This window comes from Sphingomonas hylomeconis, from assembly GCF_025370105.1.
In the GTDB taxonomy this organism is placed as follows: domain Bacteria; phylum Pseudomonadota; class Alphaproteobacteria; order Sphingomonadales; family Sphingomonadaceae; genus Sphingomonas; species Sphingomonas hylomeconis.
Genome location: NZ_JANQBK010000004.1, coordinates 186,155 through 209,077, shown reverse-complemented (window position 1 = coordinate 209,077; position 22,923 = coordinate 186,155). Strand labels below are relative to the sequence as shown.

The 22,923-nt window shown below is 67.2% G+C and carries 26 protein-coding genes and 1 tRNA gene; 9 read left to right on the top strand and 18 right to left on the bottom strand.

Annotation, left to right across the window (positions count from 1 at the left end; translation table 11 throughout):
• Positions 1–13 precede the first annotated feature (13 nt).
• From NV401_RS07560 to NV401_RS07520, 9 genes are all read right to left on the bottom strand, one after another.
• Positions 14–89 (bottom strand) — tRNA-Lys (locus NV401_RS07560).
• 16 nt (positions 90–105) lie between these two features.
• Positions 106–585, bottom strand: a complete 480-nt coding sequence (gene folK, locus NV401_RS07555; protein ID WP_261293788.1) for a 2-amino-4-hydroxy-6-hydroxymethyldihydropteridine diphosphokinase — start codon at positions 583–585, stop codon at positions 106–108.
• 43 nt (positions 586–628) lie between these two features.
• The gene (locus NV401_RS07550) at positions 629–1,018 is read right to left on the bottom strand and encodes a hypothetical protein (protein WP_261293787.1); all 390 of its coding nucleotides are present in this window, start codon (positions 1,016–1,018) and stop codon (positions 629–631) included.
• Between the two features lie 21 nt (positions 1,019–1,039).
• Positions 1,040–1,486, bottom strand: a complete 447-nt coding sequence (locus NV401_RS07545; protein WP_261293786.1) for a hypothetical protein — start codon at positions 1,484–1,486, stop codon at positions 1,040–1,042.
• A 46-nt stretch (positions 1,487–1,532) separates the two neighbouring features.
• Positions 1,533–1,889: a hypothetical protein gene (locus NV401_RS07540; protein WP_261293785.1), complete on the bottom strand. Its 357-nt coding sequence runs from the start codon at positions 1,887–1,889 to the stop codon at positions 1,533–1,535.
• 48 nt (positions 1,890–1,937) lie between these two features.
• Positions 1,938–2,432, bottom strand: coding sequence for a helix-turn-helix domain-containing protein (locus NV401_RS07535; protein WP_261293784.1), 495 nt, complete (start codon positions 2,430–2,432; stop codon positions 1,938–1,940).
• Positions 2,433–2,447: 15 nt separating this feature from the next.
• Positions 2,448–3,299 (bottom strand): N-carbamoylputrescine amidase, encoded by an 852-nt coding sequence (gene aguB, locus NV401_RS07530; RefSeq protein ID WP_261293783.1) that lies wholly within the window; start codon positions 3,297–3,299, stop codon positions 2,448–2,450.
• Positions 3,300–3,408: 109 nt separating this feature from the next.
• Positions 3,409–4,383: an agmatine deiminase family protein gene (locus NV401_RS07525; RefSeq protein ID WP_261293782.1), complete on the bottom strand. Its 975-nt coding sequence runs from the start codon at positions 4,381–4,383 to the stop codon at positions 3,409–3,411.
• Between the two features lies 1 nt (position 4,384).
• Positions 4,385–6,043 (bottom strand): M28 family peptidase, encoded by a 1,659-nt coding sequence (locus NV401_RS07520; RefSeq protein WP_261293781.1) that lies wholly within the window; start codon positions 6,041–6,043, stop codon positions 4,385–4,387.
• A 144-nt stretch (positions 6,044–6,187) separates the two neighbouring features.
• Here NV401_RS07520 and NV401_RS07515 point away from each other — a divergent pair, with 144 nt between their 5' ends.
• On the top strand, positions 6,188–8,176 hold the full coding sequence (locus NV401_RS07515) for an alpha/beta hydrolase family protein (protein ID WP_315369095.1): 1,989 nt from the start codon (positions 6,188–6,190) through the stop codon (positions 8,174–8,176).
• A 148-nt stretch (positions 8,177–8,324) separates the two neighbouring features.
• On the opposite strand, the gene rpsD is transcribed toward NV401_RS07515, so the two are convergent.
• Positions 8,325–8,939 (bottom strand): 30S ribosomal protein S4, encoded by a 615-nt coding sequence (rpsD, locus tag NV401_RS07510; protein WP_261293780.1) that lies wholly within the window; start codon positions 8,937–8,939, stop codon positions 8,325–8,327.
• 222 nt (positions 8,940–9,161) lie between these two features.
• Here rpsD and NV401_RS07505 point away from each other — a divergent pair, with 222 nt between their 5' ends.
• A complete protein-coding gene (locus NV401_RS07505; protein WP_261293779.1) occupies positions 9,162–9,470 on the top strand; it encodes a chorismate mutase in 309 nt (102 codons plus the stop codon).
• A 33-nt stretch (positions 9,471–9,503) separates the two neighbouring features.
• On the opposite strand, the gene NV401_RS07500 is transcribed toward NV401_RS07505, so the two are convergent.
• The 6 genes from NV401_RS07500 to rpiB form a co-directional block, all read right to left on the bottom strand.
• Positions 9,504–9,752, bottom strand: coding sequence for a hypothetical protein (locus NV401_RS07500; RefSeq protein ID WP_261293778.1), 249 nt, complete (start codon positions 9,750–9,752; stop codon positions 9,504–9,506).
• Positions 9,753–9,823: 71 nt separating this feature from the next.
• Positions 9,824–10,549, bottom strand: a complete 726-nt coding sequence (locus tag NV401_RS07495) for an RNA methyltransferase (protein ID WP_261293777.1) — start codon at positions 10,547–10,549, stop codon at positions 9,824–9,826.
• Positions 10,546–11,007 carry a transcriptional regulator NrdR gene (gene nrdR, locus NV401_RS07490; RefSeq protein ID WP_261293776.1) on the bottom strand — a complete coding sequence of 154 codons (462 nt, stop codon included), beginning with the start codon at positions 11,005–11,007 and terminating at the stop codon, positions 10,546–10,548. The genes NV401_RS07495 and nrdR overlap by 4 nt, the downstream gene beginning before the upstream one ends.
• Positions 11,008–11,178: a hypothetical protein gene (locus NV401_RS07485; RefSeq protein WP_261293775.1), complete on the bottom strand. Its 171-nt coding sequence runs from the start codon at positions 11,176–11,178 to the stop codon at positions 11,008–11,010. It abuts the gene before it with no gap.
• 1 nt (position 11,179) lies between these two features.
• On the bottom strand, positions 11,180–12,496 hold the full coding sequence (gene glyA / locus NV401_RS07480) for a serine hydroxymethyltransferase (protein ID WP_261293774.1): 1,317 nt from the start codon (positions 12,494–12,496) through the stop codon (positions 11,180–11,182).
• A complete protein-coding gene (gene rpiB, locus NV401_RS07475) occupies positions 12,493–12,945 on the bottom strand; it encodes a ribose 5-phosphate isomerase B (protein ID WP_261294060.1) in 453 nt (150 codons plus the stop codon). Before rpiB ends, glyA begins: the two co-directional genes overlap by 4 nt.
• A gap of 220 nt (positions 12,946–13,165) precedes the next feature.
• On the opposite strand from rpiB, the gene NV401_RS07470 reads away from it, so the two are divergent.
• The 3 genes from NV401_RS07470 (at position 13,166) to NV401_RS07460 (ending at position 15,141) form a co-directional block, all read left to right on the top strand.
• Entirely contained in the window at positions 13,166–13,684 is a 519-nt protein-coding gene (locus NV401_RS07470) for a sigma-70 family RNA polymerase sigma factor (protein WP_261294059.1), read from the top strand.
• On the top strand, positions 13,681–14,439 hold the full coding sequence (locus NV401_RS07465; RefSeq protein ID WP_261293773.1) for an anti-sigma factor: 759 nt from the start codon (positions 13,681–13,683) through the stop codon (positions 14,437–14,439). Before NV401_RS07470 ends, NV401_RS07465 begins: the two co-directional genes overlap by 4 nt.
• Before the next feature lie 147 nt (positions 14,440–14,586).
• Positions 14,587–15,141, top strand: coding sequence for a fasciclin domain-containing protein (locus NV401_RS07460; protein ID WP_261293772.1), 555 nt, complete (start codon positions 14,587–14,589; stop codon positions 15,139–15,141).
• Between the two features lie 277 nt (positions 15,142–15,418).
• Here NV401_RS07460 and NV401_RS07455 read toward each other — a convergent pair whose 3' ends face one another.
• Positions 15,419–15,604, bottom strand: a complete 186-nt coding sequence (locus tag NV401_RS07455) for a DUF1674 domain-containing protein (RefSeq protein WP_261293771.1) — start codon at positions 15,602–15,604, stop codon at positions 15,419–15,421.
• A gap of 106 nt (positions 15,605–15,710) precedes the next feature.
• On the opposite strand from NV401_RS07455, the gene NV401_RS07450 reads away from it, so the two are divergent.
• The 4 genes from NV401_RS07450 (at position 15,711) to purH (ending at position 21,280) form a co-directional block, all read left to right on the top strand.
• On the top strand, positions 15,711–17,009 hold the full coding sequence (locus NV401_RS07450) for an RsmB/NOP family class I SAM-dependent RNA methyltransferase (protein WP_261293770.1): 1,299 nt from the start codon (positions 15,711–15,713) through the stop codon (positions 17,007–17,009).
• Positions 17,010–17,296: 287 nt separating this feature from the next.
• Complete coding sequence (gene rpe, locus NV401_RS07445; protein WP_261293769.1) at positions 17,297–17,959, top strand: ribulose-phosphate 3-epimerase; 663 nt, start codon at positions 17,297–17,299, stop codon at positions 17,957–17,959.
• Entirely contained in the window at positions 17,956–19,683 is a 1,728-nt protein-coding gene (locus NV401_RS07440) for a heparinase II/III family protein (RefSeq protein WP_261293768.1), read from the top strand. The genes rpe and NV401_RS07440 overlap by 4 nt, the downstream gene beginning before the upstream one ends.
• A 25-nt stretch (positions 19,684–19,708) precedes the next feature.
• Positions 19,709–21,280: a bifunctional phosphoribosylaminoimidazolecarboxamide formyltransferase/IMP cyclohydrolase gene (gene purH, locus NV401_RS07435; protein ID WP_261293767.1), complete on the top strand. Its 1,572-nt coding sequence runs from the start codon at positions 19,709–19,711 to the stop codon at positions 21,278–21,280.
• A gap of 162 nt (positions 21,281–21,442) precedes the next feature.
• Here purH and NV401_RS07430 read toward each other — a convergent pair whose 3' ends face one another.
• On the bottom strand, positions 21,443–22,870 hold the full coding sequence (locus tag NV401_RS07430; RefSeq protein ID WP_261294058.1) for a lipopolysaccharide biosynthesis protein: 1,428 nt from the start codon (positions 22,868–22,870) through the stop codon (positions 21,443–21,445).
• Positions 22,871–22,923: the final 53 nt, after the last annotated feature.

Genomic DNA, 22,923 nt, shown 5'->3' with positions numbered 1-22,923 from the left:
CATGCGCCTGACTTGGTGGGCCCGTCGGGATTCGAACCCGAGACCTACAGATTAAAAGTCCGTTGCTCTACCAACTGAGCTACGGGCCCGACCAAGGGATGCGCGTTACGGACGAGGGCGCCTGCGGTCAACCGCTTGTGCCCGGTATGTCAGCTGACGCACCGAAAGACCGGTGACGGGATCGCGCCAGGCGGGCGCGATATGCACCAGGCAATCGAGCACGAAGCGGCGCGCGCGAAAGGCGACATGCGGCACGGTGAGCGCGGAATCGCGCCATGTTCCGCCGGACCACAGGACGATATCGAGATCGATCACGCGCGCGCCCCAGCGCTGCCCGCGGCGCCGGCCGAAATCGCGTTCGATGGCCTTGAGCCGCGCGAGCAGCACGGCCGGCGTCTCGTCCGATTCGATCAACAGCGCGGCATTGGCGAATCGCCGGATCGACGGGCCGAGCGGCGCGGTAAGGAGAATCGGCGAGACGTGGACCGGATCCAGCGCGGCGATCGCCGCCGCGACTTCGCGCGCCGGCGCACCGTGGCGGCCGCGGCGGTTCGATCCGATGGCGATGGCGTATGAGGTCGGCACGCGGCGGGGCGTATCGCATCGCAGCGCGCTTGGCACGCCGTGACTAGGCCTCCAGCAACTGGCGCAACACTTGCGCCGCCACCACGGGCAGGCGGACCTGCGCGCTCAGGCCCGCGCGCTCGTCATAATCGAGCAGGCCATTGGCCTGCAGCGCGCGCGCCCAGCGCAGCGATACGCCGCGCGGCGTCGCCACGTCGCCGCACAATTGCTGCACCGTCAGCCGTACGCCGCGTTCCTGCGCCACGAACATGCGGAGCATCAATTCCCAGGCGATATCGTTGACGACCATGCCGTAAGGCGCGAACGCCGCATCGCGCGCGGTATTGAACGCCAGCATGCGCGTGGCGATGTCATGGGCGGTCGGGCGTCCGCTGCCCGCCGCGCCGAGCTTGCCCGGGCCATGCCAGCCCGCGCCGATCATCCTGTCCGGCATTGTCCGACCCTCCGACCCCGATCAAATATTGTGGCGAATCCAGTCGGGATCGGCACCGTGCCGTTGCAACCGCTGGAAGTGGAACGTCGTGCCGACCAGCAGCATCACCAGCATCGGATAGGCGATGCGCGAGATGACGACGAAATAGACGATCGGCAGCACATCCTGCTGATACAGCATGGCGATATGCACGAGCAGCGCGAACAGCTGGAACGCGGCGATCCAGATCGGCCAGAAACGATTCGCCCATAAGGCGACGGCGACCAGCACGACGAGCAGGGCGGCGTCGATCAGCAACAGCCCCACTTCGGTATCCTGATAGCGGACATGAGCCAGCGGCCGTGCCATGAAACTTGCGGTGGCGGCAGCGATGAACGCCACCGCCACCACCCGTTCCGGTGCCCCCCCCCGAACGAATGCGTACAGCACCGAAGCGCCGAGCAGCACATTGAACAGAATTACGAACACCGGACGGTTTCCGGCGCGGCTGGGGTCGAGGCAACCGCGCCGAAAGTCATGCTGCGACGACTCGCAGATGATCGGGACGGGCCGCACCGGTGAGCAGCTTGGAGGGCGGCTTGGGGCCTTCCTCGCCAAAGCTGATGACCGGCAGGCCCATCAATTCGCGAACTTTATCGAGATGCTTGTGCGTCGCGACGGTCTGGCGCCGCGCCGCGACCAGCGACTGGACCGCCTCGGTCAGCGTGTCGAGCGAGTGCTGCCCGACCACCGCCGGCAGCTTCGCCTCGACGCGCGCACGGGGCAGGGCGGCGGTCAGTTCCGCGCCGCAGCTCACCGCTTCGTCGATCAGCATTTCGAGCTTGTGGAGCAGTGTCCCGACCTGGCCGGCAATCATCTGGGTATCGGTCATCATGATCCTCCTGTGCCCGGTTCGAGATGAGCCGGTGCTGCGCCTGCCTCAGGACACGACCGCGCCGATGAGCTGGAGGATCTTCCCCGCCACGCTGAGCCCGAAGCCCAGCATGCCCACCGCCACTGCGAGTGCCGCCGGGATCGTGAAGATCCACAGCAGCCGCTGCCAAATGGTCAGGGTGTTATACCTGTCCCCCCTCCGTCGCAGCGGCAGCCAGGCGGCATCGGCCGCATCGCTGTCGCTACCCGGTGGCAGCGCCTCAGACCCGGCGACCTTGTCCGATTCCACGGGGGGAACAATGTCCGGTGGTTGGTATACCAATGGCTGGTATGTGCCGCTCTCGTGCTGGGCGAGCAGCCGCGCCGCTTCGAAGCGCGTGGCGACCCCCAGCGTCCCGACCGCGCGGCCGATCCGCTTGTCGACCGTCACCGGCGACACGCCCAACGTCTGCGCGATTTCCTTGGAATTGTGCCGCGTCAGGACCAGCCGCAGGCATTCGCGCTGCGGCTCCGTTACGCGGTCGAAGCGCGCCGTGGTCATCGGGGGATGGCCGCGTCACACATCCTGGACGAGGCGGCCGTACAGGTCGGGGCGGCGATCGCGGAAGAAGCCGAACGCGGCGCGGTGCCGCTTGACGCGATCGAGATCGAGCGTCGCGACGATCACGCCTTCCTCCTCGCGGTCGAGCTCGGCCAGGATGTCGCCGCGTTCGTCGGTGATGAAGCTGGTGCCGTAGAAGGTCTGGCCGTGTTCCACGCCGACGCGGTTGGCGGCGACGATCGGCACCACGTTGGACACGGCATGGCCGACCATCGCGCGACGCCACAGCCGCGCGGTATCGAGCGAGGTATCATGCGGCTCGCTGCCGATCGCGGTCGGATAGAACAGGATCTCCGCGCCCATCAGCATCATCGCGCGCGCGGTTTCGGGATACCATTGATCCCAGCACACGCCGACGCCGAGCGTCGTCTTCGCCGGTCCGGGCCACACCTTGAAGCCGGTATTGCCGGGGCGGAAATAGAATTTCTCCTCATAGCCCGGGCCATCCGGGATATGGCTTTTGCGATACACGCCCATCACGTTGCCGTCGGGGCCGATCATCGCCAGCGAATTGTAATGATGCGGCCCGTCCGCCTCGAAGAAGCTGGTCGGGATCGTCACGCCGAGCTCGCGCGCCAGCGCCTGCATCGCGAGCACGGCCTGGTGCTCGCCGACTGGCCTGGCCTGCGCGAACAGGCCCTCATCCTCGACGCGGCAGAAATATTCGCCCTCGAACAGTTCGGGCGGCAGGATCACCTGCGCGCCCTGCGCAGCGGCCTCGCGCACCAGCGCGGAGACGCGCGCGATATTCGCGTCGATATCGGGGGTAAAAGCGAGCTGGAGCGCGGCAACGGTGATTTCGGTCATGACGCCGTCTTAGCGGTTCGGCTTGTCGTTTGGAACTGTACCAGATTGCGATCGTCGGACTTTTCGAGCGCGGATGCGGCGATCGCGCGTGCCGTACCGGGCCGCCCGATCAGGCCGGGATCTGCTGGCTGATACAGTGGAACGAGCCGCCGCCGGTCAGGATATGATCCGCGCGCAGCCCGACCGTTTCGCGGTCGGGGAACAGCGCCGCCACCGCCGCCACCGCCGCCGCGTCGTTCGGTGCGCCGTAGAGCGGCACCACCACCGCGGCATTGCCGATGTAGAAATTCATATAACTCGCCGGCACGATTTCCTCGTCGCGCAGGATCCGGCCGGGCGAGGGGATCGTCACGATCTCCACCCCCGCCGCGGCGGCGCGGTGCTGCGCCAGCTGGAAGACCTGCCAGTTGGGATCGTTCTCCGCCGCCTCGGGCAAGGCCAGGCGGTTTTCGCCGACGAACCGCGCGAGATTGTCGACATGGCCGTCGGTATGATCGTTGATCAACCCGTCGCCGAGCCACAGCACGCGGGTGAAACCCAGATCCTCGCGCAGCCGCGTCTCGATCTCGGCGCGCGACAAACCGGGGTTGCGGTTGTGATTGAGCAGGCATTGCTCGGTGGTGACGACCAGCCCGGTGCCGTCGCCGTCGATCGCGCCGCCTTCCAGCACCCAGTCGCAGCGTTGCGCCACGATCTGCCGCCGCTCGGCCAACCGCAGCCCGATATCGTCGTCGCCCGGCAGATCGTATTTCCCGCCCCAGCCGTTGAAGCGGAAATCGCGCGCGCTGCCGTCGCCGAGCAGGATCGCCGCGGTATCGCGCAGCCAGATGTCGCCGAACGGCTCGACGACGATCTCGGCGACATCGCCGGCCATCGCCTGGGCCGCCGCCGCCGCCTCGTCATCGGCGGCGACCAGGATTACGCGCTCGCCCGTGCCGCCGGCATGGACCGCGCGCGCGAACGCCGTCACCTCGGCGCGCGCCGGCTCCAGATCCTCCAGCCACAGCTCGCCATGGCTGGGAAAGCCGATCCACACCGCCTCGTGCCGTGCCCATTCCGCCGGCTGCATCGATTTCGTCGTCATCTTACTTGGCTCCGGCGCGGCTTTGGTCGCGAATCTGGCGGAATTCGGCATCGGCATACCAGTTGGGCCAGGCCGTGCCCGCGGCCAGGCGGTGGCCGAGCGCGTAATAGATATTCAGATCGGATACCGCGCCGTCCCATTTCCATGTCGCGTCATATTCGTCCTGCGGCTTGTGATAGCGGTTGACGGTATAATCCTCCGCCGCCGCGCGCCCTGCGGCAGTGCCGCCGACGACGAGATCGTCGCCGCTCTCGCCGTACAGCATCGGCACGCCCAATTTGGCCATGCTGAAATGGTCGGAGCGGTAGTAATAGCCCTTTTCCGGCGTCGGCTCGAGCCCGATCACCCGGCCCTCGCTGGCCACGATCGGCTTGACCAGATCCTCGAGCTCCGATTTGCCCGCGCCGACGAGCACGAAATCCTTCGCCTTGCCGACCACGTTGAGCCCGTCCATGTTGACCCCGCCGACCGTCCGGGCGAGCGGATAGACCGGGTTCTCGGCATAGAATTTCGAGCCCAGCAGCCCCGATTCCTCGCCGGTCACCGCCAGGAACACCTGGCTGCGCCGCGTCGCCCCGGCCTTGGCCGACGCCTCGGCGATCGCCACCAGCCCGGCGATGCCCGAGGCATTGTCGACCGCGCCGTTGCAGATATCGTCGCCTTTCACCGCGTCGCAGCGGCCGAGATGATCCCAATGCCCCGAATAGAGCACCACCTCGTCCGGCGCGCTGGTGCCGGGCAGGATGCCGACGACGTTCTTCGAAGCCTGGCGCCGGATCGTGTTGGTGAAGCCGACGCTGGCCTTCACGCCCAGCGGCACCGCCTTGAACCCCTTGACCGTGGCAGCCTTGGCGAGCGCCGCGAAATCCTTGCCCGCGCTGGCGAACAGGGCCTGGGCCACCGGCTTCTGGATCCAGCCGATTGCTTGGCTCTGGTCCATATGATTGCCCGGCGTATCCTGCTCGAGCTGCGGCCCGGTCCAGGACGATTGCACCACGCCCCAGCCGTAGGCGGCGGGCTCGGTATCGTGGACGATGATCGCCGCCGCCGCGCCCTGCCGCGCGGCTTCCTCGAACTTGTAGGTCCAGCGCCCGTAATAGGTCATCGCCCGGCCGCCGAAATCGCCCTGCAGCCCCGCCGTCTGCCAATCGGGATCGTTGATCAGGATGACCACCGTCTTGCCCTTCACATCGACCCCGGCATAATCGTTCCAGCCGCGCTCGGGCGCGTTGACGCCGTAGCCGACGAACACCACGTCGCTGTCCTTGATCGCCACCTTGGGCGTGACGCGGTAGGTCGCGATCACCAGGTCGCGGCGATACGCGGCGGAGACCGGCGTCTTGCCCCCGGTGAAGGTCAGCGGCGTCACGTCGTTGGCGCTGATCTCGACCAGCGGCACGTCCTGATACCAGCTGCCCTTATTGCCCGGCTGCAATCCCGCCTGCTTGAACCGCTCGACGATGTAGCCGGTGGTCTTGTCCTCCGCCGGCGTGGTCGGCGCGCGGCCTTCATAGGCGTCGGACGACAGGGTCTGCGTGACGGTCTTCAGCGTCTCGATCGAGATGGCGGGCCTGGCTCCCGTTTGCGCGAGCGTCACGCTGGGTAGCATCGCAGCGGGTAGCACCGCGGCGAGCAACAGGAGCGAAGCAGAGGACCGCATAACTGGTTCCCAAATGAGGCATGACCCGCGTCTAGTGCCAGCCACCCGGCGCCAAGGCAAGGTCGTCGCGGCCGGCGGAAAAGGATGACTTGCCGAACCCAGGCCAATGATAGAACAAGATAAATTCAACATCCGGGGGGATTTATGAAACTATTGCTCCGCCTGCTGGCGACGTCAGTCATGATCCCGTTGTCGTCCGGTGCCGCACCGCGCCAGTTGACCGCGACCGAGGCGGCGGCAGCGTTCGGCGCGCGCGAACGGATCGAAACGATCAGTCTGTCGCCTGACGGCAACCGGGCAGCGCTGCTCGGGGCGGCAGGCGGCGCTTCCTCGGCTCTGACCATCGTGGACCTTGTCGCCGGCACGACGTCGCAGCCGATAGCGCGGTCGAGCGGCAATCCGGAAAGCCTTAGTCGATGCAGCTGGGTGACCGACGCCCGGCTGCTGTGCAACGTCTTCTACATGGCCGACATCGGTATGAAGATATCCGCGACGCGCCAGATCGCGATCAACAGCGATGGCAGCGGCATGAAGATGATCACAGTGGATACCAATGCGCGGTCGCAGGGGCTATTGCAGAATGGCGGCAACATCATCGATCTATTGCCCACCGGCGAACCGGGTAAGGTGCTCATGTCGCGCACCTTCGTGCCCGAGGGCGAAACGGGCTCGAACATTGTCTCGAATCGGGAGGGGCTCGGGGTCGAGCTCGTCGATATCACGCGCAACACGCGCAAGATCGTCGAATCCCCCCGCCCCGATGCGACGGAATATATCAGCGACGGGCATGGCACGATCCGGATCAGGGGAATGCGGCCCAAGACCAATGGCGGCTATGATGGCGCGCGCATCGATTATTCCTATCGACAGGTGAATTCGGACAAATGGCTGCCGTTCGGCAAGCTGATGGTGGGCGGCGGCGTGTCGACCGGTTTCGATCCTTACGCCGTGGATGCCGGCCTCAACGTGGTTTATGGTTTCGAACGCGAAGGCGGGCGCGGCGCACTGTTTAGAGTGTCGCTCGACGGCAGCATGAAGCGCGAATTGGTGTTCGCGCGCGCCGACGTGGATATCGATGGACTGGTCAGGATCGGCCGACAGCGGCGTGTGGTGGGTGCGTCCTATGCCACCGATCGGCGCCAGACGGAGTTTTTCGATCCTGAGCTCAAGAAGCTTGGCGCTTCGCTGGCCAAGGCGCTGCCCGGCAAGCCGCTGATCAGCTTCGTCGATGCCAGCACCGACGAAAGTAAGCTGTTGATGTTTGCCGGCAGCGATGTCGATCCCGGGCGCTACTATCTGCTCGACAAAAAGACGCGGCAGATGGCCGAAGTGTTGCCGGTGCGGCCCGAACTTGCCGACGTGGCGCTCGCCACCGTGACGGCGGTCAACTTTCCCGCCGCGGACGGCACGATCATACCGGGCTATCTGACCCTGCCTCCCGGTAGCGACGGTAAAAACCTGCCCGCGATCGTCATGCCGCATGGTGGTCCGGGTGCGCGGGACGAGTGGGGCTTCGATTGGCTCGCACAATTCTATGCTAATCGTGGCTTTGCCGTGCTGCAGCCGAATTTTCGCGGTTCGACCGGCTATGGCGATGCCTGGTTCCGCGAGAACGGATTTAAATCCTGGCAGGTAGCGATCGGCGACGTCAACGATGGTGGTCGCTGGCTGATCAAGCAGGGCATCGCAGATCCGACCAAGCTCGGCATCGTCGGCTGGTCCTATGGCGGCTATGCCGCGTTGCAGACGGCGGTCCTCGATCCCAATCTGTTCAAGGCGATCGTCGCGATCGCGCCAGTCACCGATCTGGAAACGCTGCGTGGCGAGTCGCGAGATTATTCCAATTTTGCGTTGGTCGATGCGTTTATCGGCAATGGCCCACACGTGCGGCAAGGATCACCTGCCTTGAACGCGGCGCGCATCAAGGCCCCGGTACTGCTGTTTCACGGCACTCAGGACCTGAATGTCGGCGTGGCCGAGTCGCGGTTGATGGCAAACCGCCTCCGTGATGCCGGCAAGACGGTCGAGTATGTCGAGTTCAAAGGCCTCGACCACCAGCTCGACGATTCCGCAGCGCGCGCGCAGATGCTCGAAAAGTCAGATGCCTTCCTGCGCAAGGCGCTGGGGATGTGACACGCGAAAAGGGCGGCCCTCTCGCGAGGACCGCCCTTTCGGTTTGCTTCGGCTGCGTCGTGGCGAAGCCACGCCGTCGGTCGTCGCCTGGGCGACGCCGGCCGAGCCGCTGATAAGTGCTGGATTTAGCTGGCGCTAAATCCTTGGCTCAGCGGCTGTAGAACTCGACCACCAGATTCGGCTCCATCTTCACCGGATAGGGCACTTCGTCGAGCGTCGGCACGCGCGTGAAGGTCACCTTGGCGGCGCCGTCGGGGGCGACGTAATCGGGGATTTCGCGCTCGGCCAGGCTCTGCGCTTCCATCACCAGGGCCATTTCCTTGGCCTTGTTGCCGAGCGTGATCTCCATGCCCGGGAAGCAGCGACGCGAAGCAATGTTGCACTTCACGCCGTCGACGCGAATGTGGCCGTGGCTGACGAGCTGGCGCGCAGCGAACACGGTCGGCGCGAACTTGGCGCGATAGACGATCATGTCGAGACGCTGCTCGAGCAGGCCGATCAGGTTCTGGCCGGTATCGCCCTTCATGCGCGCGGCTTCGGTATAGCAGGCGCGGAACTGCTTCTCGGTCACGTCGCCATAATAGCCCTTGAGCTTCTGCTTGGCGCGCAGCTGGATGCCGAAGTCCGAAACCTTCCCCTTGCGGCGCTGGCCGTGCTGGCCGGGGCCATATTCACGCTTGTTGACCGGCGACTTGGGGCGGCCCCAGATGTTCTCGCCCATGCGGCGATCGAGCTTGTACTTTGCGGATGAACGCTTCGACATGATAGTTCCTAGACCAAATGCTTCTGACAAGACCGCACGCGAACGTGTGATCGATACCCGGTATCGCTCTATCCAAATCTCGGGAGATCGGGGCAGGGCTACCGCTTCACCGGGGTGCGGCGCCATTTGCGAAGGCGGGCGGGTAGCCGGGCGGGGCGTCGGAGTCAAGCAAGCGCGGCGCGTGCTGGACAGCGCACGCCCGCCCCGGCAAGAGCGCTGGCCATGACCGATCCGATCCTTGCCGGCCCCGATTGCACCACGATGATCGAGGTCCGCGCCGGCGTCGACCAGGTCGATCGCGAGCTGATCGCGCTGCTCGCCCGCCGCTTTGCTTACATGGACGCCGCCGCGCGCATCAAGCCGGCGCGCGATGCGGTGCGCGACGAAGGGCGCAAGGCGCAGGTCGTGTCCAACGCGATTACTGCTGCCGAGGCGGCGGGGCTGCCGGCCGACGTCATCGCCGATCTGTGGGATGCGCTGGTCGAGGCGTCGATCGCCTATGAGCTGAAGGCGTTCGACCGACGAGGATGATCGCCGGCCGATTGGCGAGAAGCAGGTGCGCGTTTAGGGATTACGCACGATATTGTTCGCGCCGTTCGTGTTCTTGTCGATAACGCGCCATTCGGCGACCGTGCGGCAGGTCCGCTTGACCAAGCGTGTGGACGTGCGCGCATCCGCACGACAGATCTTGTGATCGTCGTCCAACTTTTGCTGCTTCTCCACCGGCTCGTTTTCGGGCGAGGACGACGGCGTGATCTGCGCCGCGGCGGGCAGCGCGAACAAGATTGCGGCGAGGGCAAGATACGACTTCATGGCGGTCTCCAGATAATGACACCTTGGATAGTCGACCAAAGCGCATCGACAAACAAGATTTCAACGTCTTTTCAGTTACGTGGCCGCTTACCGCCCAGCGCGCTCAATACGCCGCGAAGCGTGCGGACTTCCTGGCTCGACCAGCCCGGCTTCGTCAGCAGCGTCCGCAGCGTACGCCGCGTGACGGGCGTCCGCGCCGGCGGGTAGAAGAAGTCGGTCTGCTGCAGCATCACGTCGAGCTGCGCGATCATCCCGTCCAGCTCCTCCTGTGGCGCCGGCGCGGGCAGGTCGGTCTCGGGCGGCGAGGCGAGGCCCGTGCCCTTCGACCATTCATACGCCACCAGGATCACCGCCTGGGCGAGATTGAGCGAGCCGAATTCGGCGTTGATCGGCACGGTGATGATCTCGCGCGCGAGCGCGACATCGTCGGTCTCCAGGCCGGAGCGTTCCGGGCCGAACAGGATCGCCGAGCGCCCCGGTGCCTGGTGGATCGCCGCCGCCGCCTGCTCCGGCGTCACCACCGGCTTGGTCACGCCGCGCTTGCGCACCGTCGTCGCATAGACATGCGGGCAATCGGCCACCGCCGCCGCCACGCTGTCGAACACCTGCGCGCGTTCCAGCACGATATCGGCGCCGCTTGCCGCCGGCCCGGCCGAGGGGTTGGGCCAGCCGTCGCGCGGCGTGACGAGGCGCATCTCGACCAGCCCGAAATTGAGCATCGCGCGTGCCGCCTTGCCGATATTTTCGCCCAGTTGCGGGCGGACGAGGACGATGACCGGGGGAAGAGTGTCGCTCACCCCTTGCCCGCCTCCGTCACGTTGCCGGCGAATTCCTCGAAATCGCGCGCTTCGCGGAAGTCCTTATAGACGCTGGCGAAGCGGATATAGGCGACCGAATCCATCTCCTTCAGCCCCTCCATCACCAGTTCGCCGATGCGCTTGGAGGGAATCTCGTTCTCACCCTGCGTTTCCAGTTGGCGCTGGATGCTCGAGACGAGCTTCTCCAGCCGCACCGCCTCGACCGGGCGCTTGCGCGCCGCGATCGAGACCGAACGAAGGAGCTTTTCGCGGTCGAACGGTTCCTTCTTGTTCTCGCTCTTGACCACGAACAGTTCGCGCAACTGGATGCGCTCGAACGTGGTGAAGCGCGCCGCGCAAGCCTCGCATTGCCGGCGGCGGCGGATCGCGGCGCTATCCTCGGTCGGCCGCGAATCCTTGACCTGGCTGTCTTCATGTCCGCAGAAGGGGCAGCGCATTCAGTCCTGCTTCTTGCGCTTGAAATAGGCATAGCCCGCGCCGGCCGCCGCGCCGATGATCGGGCCGACGAACGGCACCGGGATCGCCACGACCGCACCCAAAGCGGCCCATTTCGCCATGCTCTTGCCGAGCTTGGGATCGGATTGCAGTTCGGTTTTCAGATCGGCCATGTCAGTTACCTTCAGGGTAGATCGGGAATCGATCGCACAGCGCCTTAACGCGCGTCCGCACCGCGGTTTCCACCGCGGTATCGCCCTCTTCGCCCTTCTGGCGCAAACCGTCGAGCACGTCGGCGACCATGTTGCCGATCTCGCGGAATTCGGCCGGGCCGAAGCCGCGCGTCGTGCCGGCAGGCGAGCCGACGCGGATGCCGCTGGTCTTGGTCGGCGGCAGCGGATCGTTGGGGATGCCGTTCTTGTTGCAGGTGATCCCGGCGCGCTCCAGCGCCTCGTCGGCATCCTTGCCGGTCACGCCCAATGGGGTGAGATCGATCAGCGCGAGATGCGTGTCGGTGCCGCCCGAGACGACTTCCGCGCCGCGCTCCTTGAGCGTCGCCGCCAGGATCTTGGCGTTCTCCACCACCGCGGCGATATAGCTCTTATAGTCCGGCTGCAGCGCCTCGCCGAACGCGACTGCCTTGGCGGCGATGACGTGCATCAGCGGGCCGCCCTGCAGCCCGGGGAACACCGCCGAGTTGATCTTCTTGGCGATCGCCTCGTCATTGGTCAGCACCATGCCGCCGCGCGGACCGCGCAGCGTCTTGTGCGTGGTGGTCGTCACGACGTGCGCGTGGGGCAGCGGCGAGGGGTGCAGCCCGGCGGCGACGATCCCGGCGAAATGCGCCATGTCTACCATGAAAAACGCCCCGACCTCGTCGGCGATGGCGCGGAAGCGCGCGAAATCGATCTGCCGCGGATAGGCCGAACCGCCGGCGATGATCAGCTTGGGCTTATGCTCGCGCGCCAGCGTCTCGACCTGATCGAAATCGATCAAATGCGTCACCGGATCGACGCCGTATTGCACCGCGTTGAACCATTTGCCGCTCATCGCCGCGCGCGCGCCGTGCGTCAGATGGCCGCCGGCATCCAGGCTCATGCCGAGGATCGTCTCGCCCGGCTTGACCAACGCCAGCATCACTGCGCCATTGGCCTGCGCGCCCGAATGCGGCTGGACGTTGGCGAAGCCGCAACCGAACAATTGCTTGGCGCGCTCGATCGCCAGCGTCTCGACCTCATCGGAGGGTGCGCAGCCCTGGTAATAGCGCTTGCCGGGATAGCCTTCGGCATATTTGTTGGTGAACACGCTGCCTTGCGCCTGCAGCACCGCCTTGGAGACGATATTTTCGCTGGCGATCAGTTCGATCTGCGTCTGTTCGCGGTCCAGTTCGTGCGCGACGCCGGCGAACACCGCGGGATCGGCATCGGCCAGCGTGCGCGTGAAGAAGCCGTCGGGCTGCACATCGGACAGGGTCTGCGGGTTGGTGCTCATGCGGGAAGCTCCTCGAACTGCGGATGGCTGAGTTTATCGATGCGGCCGGCGTGGCGCCCGCCGGCAAAGTCGGCGGCGAGGAAGGCGGCGATGCACGCCTTGGCCATGTCCTCGCCGGTGAGCCGTGCGCCCAGGGCGAGCACGTTGGCGTCGTTATGCTCGCGCGCCAGCATCGCCGAATAGGGCTCGCCGACCAGCGCACAGCGCACTGCCGGATGGCGGTTGAGCGCGATCGAGATGCCAATCCCCGAGCCGCACAGCGCGATGCCGCGTGTCGCCGCGCCATCGGCGATGGCGGTCGCCAGCTTGTAGCCGAAATCGGGATAATCGACGCGCGCGTCGCTCACCGGGCCGAGATCCAGCACGTCATGCCCGGTTTCGGCAAGCCACGCGGCCAGCACGGCTTTCAGCGCGAATGCGGCGTGATCGGAAGCGATGGCGATGCGGATGACCAGTTCCTCGCGGCAGCGGTAGCGGATGCGCGCGCTCTTACGCAAAGCCGCCGCCGAATGCCACCGTGGATATGCCATCGCCGTGTAACAGAAGCGTGCGGCCGGCAATTGCGGCCCCGGCGCAACCCGGCTAGGCATTGGCGCAGTGACGGATCAGCGCCCACCCCTGCCGCCCGAGACGGCCGACATATCCGCGGCCCGCGCGCGTCTCGTCGAGATGCTGCTGCGCACCGGCGACGAGGATCGCGCGGCGTTCCGTGATCTCTACCAGCTGACCTCGGCGAAACTATTCGGCATCACCTTCCGTATCTGCGGCGAAAGGCAGGCCGCGGAAGATGTGTTGCACGACGTCTATCTCACCATCTGGAAGCGCGCCGGCGCCTATGAGCCGTCGCGCGCCAGCCCGATCACCTGGCTGGCCACGATCGCGCGCAACCGGGCGATCGACTGGCGCCGTGCGCAGGCCACGCGGCGCACCAGCCATCTCGACGACATCCCGCCGCTGGCCGACAGCACGCCGCTCGCCAGCGAGACGATGATCGTCGACCAGGACGCGCGGCAGTTGCATACGTGCCTCGAAACGCTCGAGCAGCGCCAGCGCGAGGCGATCCGCACCGCCTTTTTCGACGGCGTGACCTATGCCGAGCTCGCCGAGCAGCAGAACGTGCCGCTCGGCACGATGAAGAGCTGGGTGCGCCGCGGCATGCTCAAGCTGAAGGAGTGTCTCCAGCGATGAGCGACGACACGATCCTTCCCGACGATCCCGGCCGCGATCCCGACATGATGGCCGCCGAACTGGCGCTCGGCCTGCTGGATGGCGACGAGCGCGCCACGGCATTGCGCCGTATGCTGGCCGAACCCGGTTTCGCGCAGGACGTGGACATGTGGCGCGCCCGGTTCGGCGACTGGTTCGCGGCATGGCCCGACGCCTCGCCCTCGGCTGCGGTGTGGGCGCGTGTCGACCGGTCGCTCGATGCGCCGCGGGTGCCGCAGGCGGATGCCGTGCTGCGCCCGAATCGCTGGTGGCCGGCCGCGACGGCGGTGGCCAGCGCGATCGCCGCCGTGCTGCTCGCGATCGTCGTGCTGCGGCCCGCGCCGCCGCAGCCCGTTCCCGCACCGGCGCCGGTGGCCAGCGCGCCGCTGCCGACGGCACCGGCGACGATGCTGGTCGCGGCGATCGATCCGGGCGAAAAGGGGCCGCCGGTCAGCGCGGTCTACGATCCGGCGACCGCCGGGTTGCGCGTCAGTGCCGCGACGCTTGCCGATGCCAACCAGAGCGCCGAACTGTGGATCATCGGCGCGGATGGCACGCCGCATTCGCTCGGCCTGCTGCGCACCACCGGCGCCTCGACCTTCACCGTCACGGCGGCGAACCGCGCGCAGATCGCGGCCGGCGCGACGCTCGCCGTGTCGCTGGAAGCGGTCGGCGGCTCGCCGACCGGCCAGCCGCTCGGCCCGGTCATCGCCACGGGCAAGCTCTCGCAGGTCTGAGACGCGGCACCGGAGCGCCGCGCCTAGCGTGGGGCGCGTGGGGGCGCGCGCCTGCATCGAAACTGCTTTGGCGCGTGCATCCTCGCTGCGCCCGCCTGCGTATCTCCGCCGCTCCGCAGATCGGCGGAGATCAAGCAGGAGAGCATCATGACCCCGAGATTTCGTGCTTCAATCGTCGCGCTCGCCGTCGTTGCCGGCGGCTCGTCGCTCGCCTTTGCCAAGGGCTATCCGATGGTCGGCGGCGCGCAGATGTACCCGACCAAGACGATCGTCGAGAATGCCGTCAATTCGGCCGATCACACGACGCTCGTCGCCGCGGTCAAGGCCGCCGGCCTGGTCGAGACGCTGTCGGGCCCCGGGCCGTTCACCGTGCTCGCGCCGACCAATGCGGCGTTTGCCAAGCTGCCGGCGGGGACGGTCGACACATTGGTCAAGCCGGAGAACAAGGCGACGCTGACCGGCATCCTCACCTATCATGTCATTCCGGGCAAGATCAGCGCCAAGATGATCGCCAGCAACGCGATGAAGCATGGCGGCAAGGCGAGCTATGCCACCGTCAACGGCGGCACGGTCACGTTCATGAAGTCGGGCAAGGGATGGGGCGTGATGGACGCCAAGGGCGGCATGGCGAAGATCACCATCGCCGACGTCAACCAGTCGAACGGCGTGATTCACGTCATCGACACGGTGCTGATGCCTTGATATAAATTAATTTCGGCGTCGGCGCATCTTTTGCGCCGCCGTCACGTATCTAGATGTGTCTGTCCCCCCAAGGCGAGAGACGTGTACAGGGTGCCCCGACCCCCCCAATTGACGGGCGCCCCTTGCGTAAACGAACCTGTCGGCGCCCCAATGCCGGCAGGTTCGATCGCATCTGGGGACTAGTTCCTAGCCGCTGAAACCTGGACGAAGGCGGGCGTACATCGCCGCGCACGGCTTTTGCGCGCGCGCCGTCGACCGGCGGTGTCCTTGCCGGGGATCAGAAATCGATCGCGATGCCCTTCAATTCCCAATCGCCATAGCGGGTCGGATCGAGCCCGAGCGGATCCTGCTGGGCGCGCGGCATGGTCTCGCCCGCCGCGACGGGCTGGGGATCGGGCGTCGGCACTGGCGTGTTCTTCGACAGATAGGCCGGCGGTTTCACATGGGGCGGGCGCTGGGCCATGACGGCAATCTCCTCCTCGGCCGCAGACCCGTCAACCAACTTGGTGCGGCGGCACGGCTTTACATCGGGTCCGGCCTGTCCAATGGCAATATGATGTTCTCGATTCATGCAAAGACGGCCACGCGCGATGGCGCATAACGACAGCCAGGATACGCCGGGCGTCCCGGCGCGCCGCGCCGCGCTGAAACTGCTCGATGCGGTGCTGCGGCAGGGATTGCCGCTGGAAGCGGTGCTCGATCGCGCGACCGCGGGGATCGACCGCGCCGACGATCGGGCGCTGGCGCGCGCGATCGCCTCGGAAGTGCTGCGCCGCCTGCCCGATCTCGACGCGCTGATCGATTCGGCGACCGCACGGCCGCTGCCCGACGATGCCAAGGCGCGTTTCGCGCTACGCATTGCGCTGGTGCAGACGCTCGCGCTCGGCACGCCGGCGCATGCCGCGATCTCCACCGTGCTGCCGCTGGTGGATGGCGGGCCGCGCAAGCTGGTGCACGGCGTGTTCGGCACGCTGTCGCGCCGCGGCGATACGCTGCCCGAACAGCCGACCCTGCCCGATCCGGTGGCGATCCGCTGGCACGCCGCCTGGGGCGACGATGCGATCGAGGGCGCTGAGTTGGCGATCGCCACGCCGCCACCGCTCGATCTGACGATCGCCGATGCCGCGCGCACCGCGGACTGGGCCGAGCAGCTCGGCGGCAGCTCGCTGATGCCCGGCCATGTCCGCCTGCCCGGCGGCCACGTGCCGGAAATGCCGGGGTTCGAGGAAGGCGCCTGGTGGGTGCAGGATATCGCCGCGTCGATCCCCGCGCGGCTGATCGGGGCGGGGACGGGCATCGCGCTCGACATCTGCGCCGCGCCCGGCGGCAAGACGATGCAGCTCGCCGCCGCCGGCTGGAGCGTGACCGCGCTCGACAATTCGCCCACCCGGCTTGAACGCCTGACCGCCAATCTCGCGCGTACGCAGCTCGCCGCCGACGTGGTCACCGCCGATGCGTTGCTGTGGAAGCCGGCCGAGCTCGCCGATGCGGTGCTGCTCGACGCGCCGTGCAGCGCGACCGGGATCTTCCGTCGCCATCCCGACGTGCTGCACCGCGTTCGCCCCTCGGTCATCGCCGACATGGCCGCGATCCAGGCGCGCCTGTTCAGCCGCGCCGCCAGCTGGGTGAAGCCCGGCGGCACTTTGGTCTACGCCACCTGCTCGCTCGAGCCGGCCGAAGGCGAGGAGCAGCTCGATCATTTCCTCAACAACAATACGCGCTTCACGGTCGATCCGATCCGGCCGGACGAGCTGCCTGCCGGGCTTGTCCCGCACTCCAGCGGCTATTTGCGCATCCTGCCCGGCATGCTGGCGGATGTCGGCGGATGCGACGGCTTCTTCATGGTCCGCCTGCGGCACGGCGGGTAAGCGCCCTAAAATCCTCCCCCGCCTTCGTGGGGCCATGCATAAATGAGCGAACCGTCTCCTTCATCGTCACCCCGGACTTAGTCCGGGGGCCACGGTGCCGCAAAATCAACGGCTTGAGAGCGCGTGTCCCGGCGGACCCCGGAACGAGTCCGGGGTGACGGGTAGGTATGCATAGGTCTCTCCAGGAGCAGGTGGCACGCGGAGAGTGACGATCCCCTGGCCGGGGGAGGATGAAGTTGCTGCCAAGCCGGGTTGTCGGCGCGGGCCGTCATGCTACAGGATCGCGCATGCAAGCCCCCGTCCGCATCGCGCCCTCGATCCTGTCCGCAGATTTCGCCAAATTGGGCGAGGAAGTGCGCGCGATCGACGCTGCCGGGGCCGACTGGATCCATGTCGACGTGATGGACGGGCATTTCGTGCCCAACATCACGATCGGCCCCGCGGTGGTGAAGGCGATCCGCCCGCACACCGCCAAGCCGCTCGACGTGCACCTGATGATCGCGCCGGTCGACGCGTTCCTCGAAGATTTCGCCAATGCCGGCGCCGACACGATCAGCGTGCATGTCGAGGCGGGGCCGCATACGCACCGCACCGTCCAGCGCATCAAGGGCCTGGGCAAGCGCGCCGGCGTCGTGCTGACGCCGCAGACGCCGGCCAAGGCGCTCGATTATCTGCTCGAGGAACTCGATCTGGTGCTGGTGATGAGCGTCAATCCCGGTTTCGGCGGGCAGGGCTTCATCGAGAGCCAGCTGCGCAAGATCGAGGCGATCCGCAAGATGATCGACAAGGCCGGGCTGACCATCGATCTCGAAGTCGATGGCGGGATCGACCAGGCGACCGCACCGCGCGCGATCGCGGCGGGCGCCGATGTGCTGGTTGCCGGCACCGCCACGTTCCGCGGCGGCCCCGCCGCTTATGCCGCGAATATCGCGGCGCTGAGGGGCGGGTGAGCACGCCGGGCGCTCCCGGCGACGGTATCGACGAAGGCAAGCGGCTGATCCGGCTCGGCGGCGATACCGGCCTGTCGCTGACCGAGCGGCTCACCGAGCGCTTCCACCGTCTCACCTGGCGCACCCCGATCCACGGTTTGAAACTCAAGGGCCGCCATCCGCTCAAGCTGATCGCGGTGCCCGACGATCCCTTTCTCGGTGACCTCAAGCGCGGCCAGGCGCTGTTGCGCGGCGCCATGATGCTGCGCGGCGAGGAACGCGAGATCGCCGCTTTGTTCGGCGCGAAGCCGGATCATTCGCGCGACTTCAGCGAATATCTGCACAGTTTCGCCTGGCTGCGCGATCTCTCCAGCGTCGCGACGCGCGCGCAGGGCGCGCCGATCGCCGAGCAGATCATGCGCGGCTGGCTTGCCGCCCATGCCGATACGGTGACCGAGCCGGCATGGCGCGCCGATCTGTGGGGGCGGCGGATCCTGTTCTGGACCGCGCACGCGCCGCTGATCCTGTCCTCCGCCGATCTCGTCTATCGCAGCCGCGTGCTCAACACGCTGGCGCGCGGCGCACGGCATATCGATCGCGGCGCCGAGAAGATGCCGCCCGGCGCGCCGCGTATCGCCGCGATGTGCGGCGTGGTCGCGGGCGGGCTGCTGATCGCCGGCGGCGATGCCCGGCGCGGGGGCATGGAAGCGGCACTGGCGCGTGCGCTGTCGCTGTCGGTGTTCGACGATGGCGGCGGTGTCGCGCGCGCGCCGATGGCGCAGATCGACGTCATCATGCTGCTCACGATGCTGCGCGAAACCTATGCCGCGCGGCGGCTGGAGGCGCCGGAATCGGTGCATGAAACGCTGGCGCGAATGGTGCCGGCGTTGCTCGGCGTGTGCCTGGGGGACAAGGCGCTGTCGAGCTGGCAGGGCGGCGGCCCGGTTGCAGCGGATGTACTGGCGCAGATCGTCGAGGCGACCGGCGTGCGCGCGCGCCCGCTGCGCCAGGCGCGCGACTGGGGCTATCAGCGGCTCGCCGCCGGCAATACGGTTGCGATCATCGATGCCGCGCCACCGCCGATCGCGCGGCTGGTCGAGGGCGGCTGCGCCTCGACGCTGGCGTTCGAGCTGTCGGACGGGGCGCACCGGCTGGTGGTCAATTGCGGCGGCGCGCGGGCGTTGCTGGCGCAGTTGCCGTCCACGCTCGCCGAGGGATTGCGCACCACCGCGGCGCATTCGACGCTGACGCTCGGCGACAGCAATTCCACCGCGATCCATGCCGATGGCACGCTCGGGCGCGGCGTCGGCGAGGTCGAGCTGGCGCGGCAGGAAAGCGATACGTCGAGCCGGCTCGAGGCCAGCCATGACGGTTATGTGCGGCGCTACGGTTTCCTGCATCGCCGCCAGCTCACGCTGGCGAGCGAGGGGCGCGAACTGCGCGGGGAGGACATGCTGTTGCCCTCGGGCAAGCGCAGCAAGCGCGCGCAGACCGGCTTCACGGTGCGCTTTCATCTCGGCCGCGCGATCCAGGTCTCGCCGACCGCCGACGGCCAGGCCGCGTTGCTCAGGCTGCCGGGTGGCGTGCTGTGGCAGTTTCGCGTGCGCGGCGGCGCGCTGGCGGTCGAGGACAGCCTGTGGATCGATGCCGATGGCCGTCCGCAGCCGACGCTGCAACTCGTCGTCAGCGGCGAATCCCCCGCCGGCGGCTGCACCATCAGCTGGGCCTTCAAGCGCGCCAATTGAGCCTTTCGTCCATCCCGGAGTTACCATGACCGATATCACCATCCGCCGCGCGCTCCTGTCGGTGTCCGACAAGACCGGCATCGTTGACCTCGCCACCGGCCTGGCCGGCCATGGCGTCGAGCTGGTCTCGACCGGCGGCACCGCCAAGGCGCTGCGCGACGCCGGGCTCGACGTCCGCGACATCAGCGACCTGACCGGCTTTCCCGAGATGATGGACGGCCGCGTCAAGACGCTGCATCCGGTGGTGCATGGCGGGCTGCTCGCGGTGCGCGACAATCCCGAGCATGTCGCGGCGATGGACGCGCACGGCATCGGCGCGATCGATCTCGTCGTGGTCAACCTCTACCCATTTGCCGCGACGGTCGCCAAGGGCGCCGAACGCGCGGAAATCATCGAGAATATCGACATCGGTGGCCCGTCGATGATCCGCTCGGCGGCGAAGAACCATGCGAGCGTGGCGATCGTCACCGATCCGGAGGACTATGCTGTGGTCGCCGGCGGCAGCACGACGCTGGCCGATCGCACGAAGCTCGCCGCGAAAGCCTATACCGCAACCGCCAGCTACGATTCGACGATCGCCGGCTGGTTCGCGCAAGAGGATCAGGGCGAGGCATTCCCGGCCACGCTGCCGATCGTGCTCGAGCGCGGCGCAGCGCTGCGCTACGGCGAGAACCCGCACCAGCAGGCGGCATTCTACACCACCGCCGGCGCGACGACACGGGGCATCGGCCAAGCCGCCCAGGTGCAGGGCAAGGAACTGAGCTACAACAATCTCAACGATGCCGATGCCGCGCTCGAACTGATCGCCGAGTTCCGCGATGCCGGCCCCAGCGTGGTGATCGTCAAGCATGCCAATCCGTGCGGCGTGGCCAGCGGCGCGACGCTGATCGAGGCGTACAATGCCGCGTTCGCCTGCGACACGGTATCGGCGTTCGGCGGGATCATCGCGCTCAACCGCCCGCTCGATGCCGAAACGGCGCGCGCGATCACCGGCATCTTTACCGAAGTGGTCATCGCGCCGGATGCCGATGACGAAGCGCTGGAGATTTTCGCCGCCAAGAAGAACCTGCGCCTGCTGCTCACCGGCGATCTGCCCGATGCCGCGCGGCCGGGGCTGCAGGCCAAGTCGATCACCGGGGGCTGGCTGATCCAGACGCGCGACAATGGCATGCTGACCGACGCCGACCTCAAGATGGTGACCAAGCGGCAGCCCACGCCCGAAGAACTGGCCGATTGCCGCTTCGCCTGGACGGTGGCCAAGCACGTCAAGTCCAACGCGATCGTCTATGCCAAGGGCGGCAGCACCGCGGGGATCGGCGCGGGGCAGATGAACCGGCTCGAATCCGCGCGTATCGCCGCGTGGAAGGCTAAGGATGCCGCCGACAAGGCCGGCTGGGAAACGCCGCGCACGATCGGCTCGGCAGTCGCCTCCGACGCGTTCTTCCCGTTCGCCGATGGCCTGCTGGCGGCGGTCGAGGCGGGCGCGACGGCGGTGATCCAGCCGGGCGGCTCGATCCGCGACGCGGATGTGATCGCCGCTGCGGACGAGGCCGGGCTGGCGATGGTGTTCACCGGGATGCGGCACTTCCGCCACTGATACCCCGCCCCATCGACCGTCATGCTGAACGCGATTCAGCATCCATCGGGCGGCATGCTCCTCAGCCTGGGGAGCATGCCGTCGCCGGGCGGTGTGGATGTGGTGCCGGCAGGTTCGTCCGCGTGGCGCGATGGATCCTGAATCGCGTTCAGGATGATGGTATCAGGCGGGGGCGACCGCGCCTTCTTTCGGCATCGACTTGAACAAGGCCCGGTCTTCCGCGGTCAGCGCCCATTTGAAGATCACGAACAGATAGGTGCCGGCGATCGCCGGCACGCCGAGCAGCACTTCGAGCCATTCGAGCCGCTTGGGCAGCCAGGTGAAGGTCGAGCCGACGACGATCGCGGCAAGCGCGCCCCACAGCATCGGCCAGCGCCATCCCGCGACGCGCGCCTTGAGCAGGTGCGACAGGAAGTTCGACTTGATCACCGAGGTCAGCGCGACCGACAGCAGCAAGGCCAGCGCCGGCCCGGCGGCCTGGAAATTGACCGGCCAGCCCCAGCGCCGGATGGCGAAGATCAAGCCGAAGCTCAAGCCGATCTGGAAGCACAGCATGGCCGCCGAGATCAGTAGATTGCGGATCCGCGCGATATAAACGAGCGCGCCTTCCGACACCGCGCCGGTCGATGCCGCTGCTTCCGCGGTGAGCAGGAAGCCGAGCGCCGCGGTACCGGCGACGAATTGCGGGCCGACCACGCCCATCACCGCTTCGCCCGGAATCGAGCCCATCAGGGCCAGCCCGGTCTGCGCCGCCATGATCCAGAAGCTCACCTGCCGCACCTGATGCGCCACCGCTTCCTTGTCGCCGCGCGCCAGCGCGGCGGTGACCACCGGGCCGAGGATCGGATCGAAGCTGGTCTTCAGTTTCTGCGGGATCGAGGCGACCTGCTGCGCCATGTAATAGATGCCGACGATCTTGGGCTCGAACATGACGCCGAGGATGAAGCGGTCGACATTGCGCGTCGCCCATTCGATCGCGTCGGCACCGGCCAGCGGCGCGTTGCGCACCGCCAGATCGATCAGGATGCTGAGCCGCGGGCGCCAGCCATAGGGCAGGCCGTAGCTGCGCAGGAACGGGATCAGCGACGCGATCAGCGCCGCCGCCATCGACGCGATGTACGACAGGACCAGCCCGTCGCGCAGCGAATAGAAAGAGAAGGCCCAGGCCGCGATCGAGATCGTCCACGGCTCGACCACCGCGCGCGCGGTGACCGTCGCCTTGACGTTGCGGCGATAGGCGAGCGCCGCCAGGCTGATGTCCGACCAGGCGGTGGCGAACACGATCAGCGCCAGCCAGCGATCCATGCCGCGGATCGCGGTGTTGGGATACATGATCTCGGGCATCGCGACGAGCAGTGCGCTGGCGAGCAGCGAGGCGATCAGCGCCACCGCCATCGCATCCCACACCACGCAGACCGCCGGGCGGTCGTCGTTCGACAAGGCCTGGGCCAGGCCGCGCTTCAACCCCAGGGTCGCGACCAGGGCCGCCAGTTCGACGACCACCACGGCCAGCGCGAACCGCCCGACCTGCTCCGGGCCATAGATGCGGCCGGCGATGAACAGGAAGGGCAGGCGCGCGACGAGGCGCATCAGAAAGCCGATGATATTGGTGCGCCCGCCCTTGGCCAGCGCATTCAGCTCGT

Coding starts and splice junctions, on each gene's coding strand:
- NV401_RS07550 (WP_261293787.1), bottom strand. CDS start 1,018: ATGCCGGACAGGATGATCGGCGCGGGCTGGCATGGCCCGGGCAAGCTC.
- NV401_RS07520 (WP_261293781.1), bottom strand. CDS start 6,043: ATGCGGTCCTCTGCTTCGCTCCTGTTGCTCGCCGCGGTGCTACCCGCT.
- NV401_RS07505 (WP_261293779.1), top strand. CDS start 9,162: ATGACCGATCCGATCCTTGCCGGCCCCGATTGCACCACGATGATCGAG.
- NV401_RS07535 (WP_261293784.1), bottom strand. CDS start 2,432: ATGACCACGGCGCGCTTCGACCGCGTAACGGAGCCGCAGCGCGAATGC.
- NV401_RS07465 (WP_261293773.1), top strand. CDS start 13,681: ATGAGCGACGACACGATCCTTCCCGACGATCCCGGCCGCGATCCCGAC.
- nrdR (WP_261293776.1), bottom strand. CDS start 11,007: ATGCGCTGCCCCTTCTGCGGACATGAAGACAGCCAGGTCAAGGATTCG.
- NV401_RS07515 (WP_315369095.1), top strand. CDS start 6,188: ATGAAACTATTGCTCCGCCTGCTGGCGACGTCAGTCATGATCCCGTTG.
- NV401_RS07525 (WP_261293782.1), bottom strand. CDS start 4,383: ATGACGACGAAATCGATGCAGCCGGCGGAATGGGCACGGCACGAGGCG.
- aguB (WP_261293783.1), bottom strand. CDS start 3,299: ATGACCGAAATCACCGTTGCCGCGCTCCAGCTCGCTTTTACCCCCGAT.
- NV401_RS07540 (WP_261293785.1), bottom strand. CDS start 1,889: ATGACCGATACCCAGATGATTGCCGGCCAGGTCGGGACACTGCTCCAC.
- rpe (WP_261293769.1), top strand. CDS start 17,297: ATGCAAGCCCCCGTCCGCATCGCGCCCTCGATCCTGTCCGCAGATTTC.
- NV401_RS07460 (WP_261293772.1), top strand. CDS start 14,587: ATGACCCCGAGATTTCGTGCTTCAATCGTCGCGCTCGCCGTCGTTGCC.
- NV401_RS07455 (WP_261293771.1), bottom strand. CDS start 15,604: ATGGCCCAGCGCCCGCCCCATGTGAAACCGCCGGCCTATCTGTCGAAG.
- rpsD (WP_261293780.1), bottom strand. CDS start 8,939: ATGTCGAAGCGTTCATCCGCAAAGTACAAGCTCGATCGCCGCATGGGC.
- NV401_RS07450 (WP_261293770.1), top strand. CDS start 15,711: ATGCAAAGACGGCCACGCGCGATGGCGCATAACGACAGCCAGGATACG.
- purH (WP_261293767.1), top strand. CDS start 19,709: ATGACCGATATCACCATCCGCCGCGCGCTCCTGTCGGTGTCCGACAAG.
- glyA (WP_261293774.1), bottom strand. CDS start 12,496: ATGAGCACCAACCCGCAGACCCTGTCCGATGTGCAGCCCGACGGCTTC.
- NV401_RS07430 (WP_261294058.1), bottom strand. CDS start 22,870: ATGCGCCTCGTCGCGCGCCTGCCCTTCCTGTTCATCGCCGGCCGCATC.
- NV401_RS07470 (WP_261294059.1), top strand. CDS start 13,166: ATGCTGCTGCGCACCGGCGACGAGGATCGCGCGGCGTTCCGTGATCTC.
- NV401_RS07485 (WP_261293775.1), bottom strand. CDS start 11,178: ATGGCCGATCTGAAAACCGAACTGCAATCCGATCCCAAGCTCGGCAAG.
- NV401_RS07500 (WP_261293778.1), bottom strand. CDS start 9,752: ATGAAGTCGTATCTTGCCCTCGCCGCAATCTTGTTCGCGCTGCCCGCC.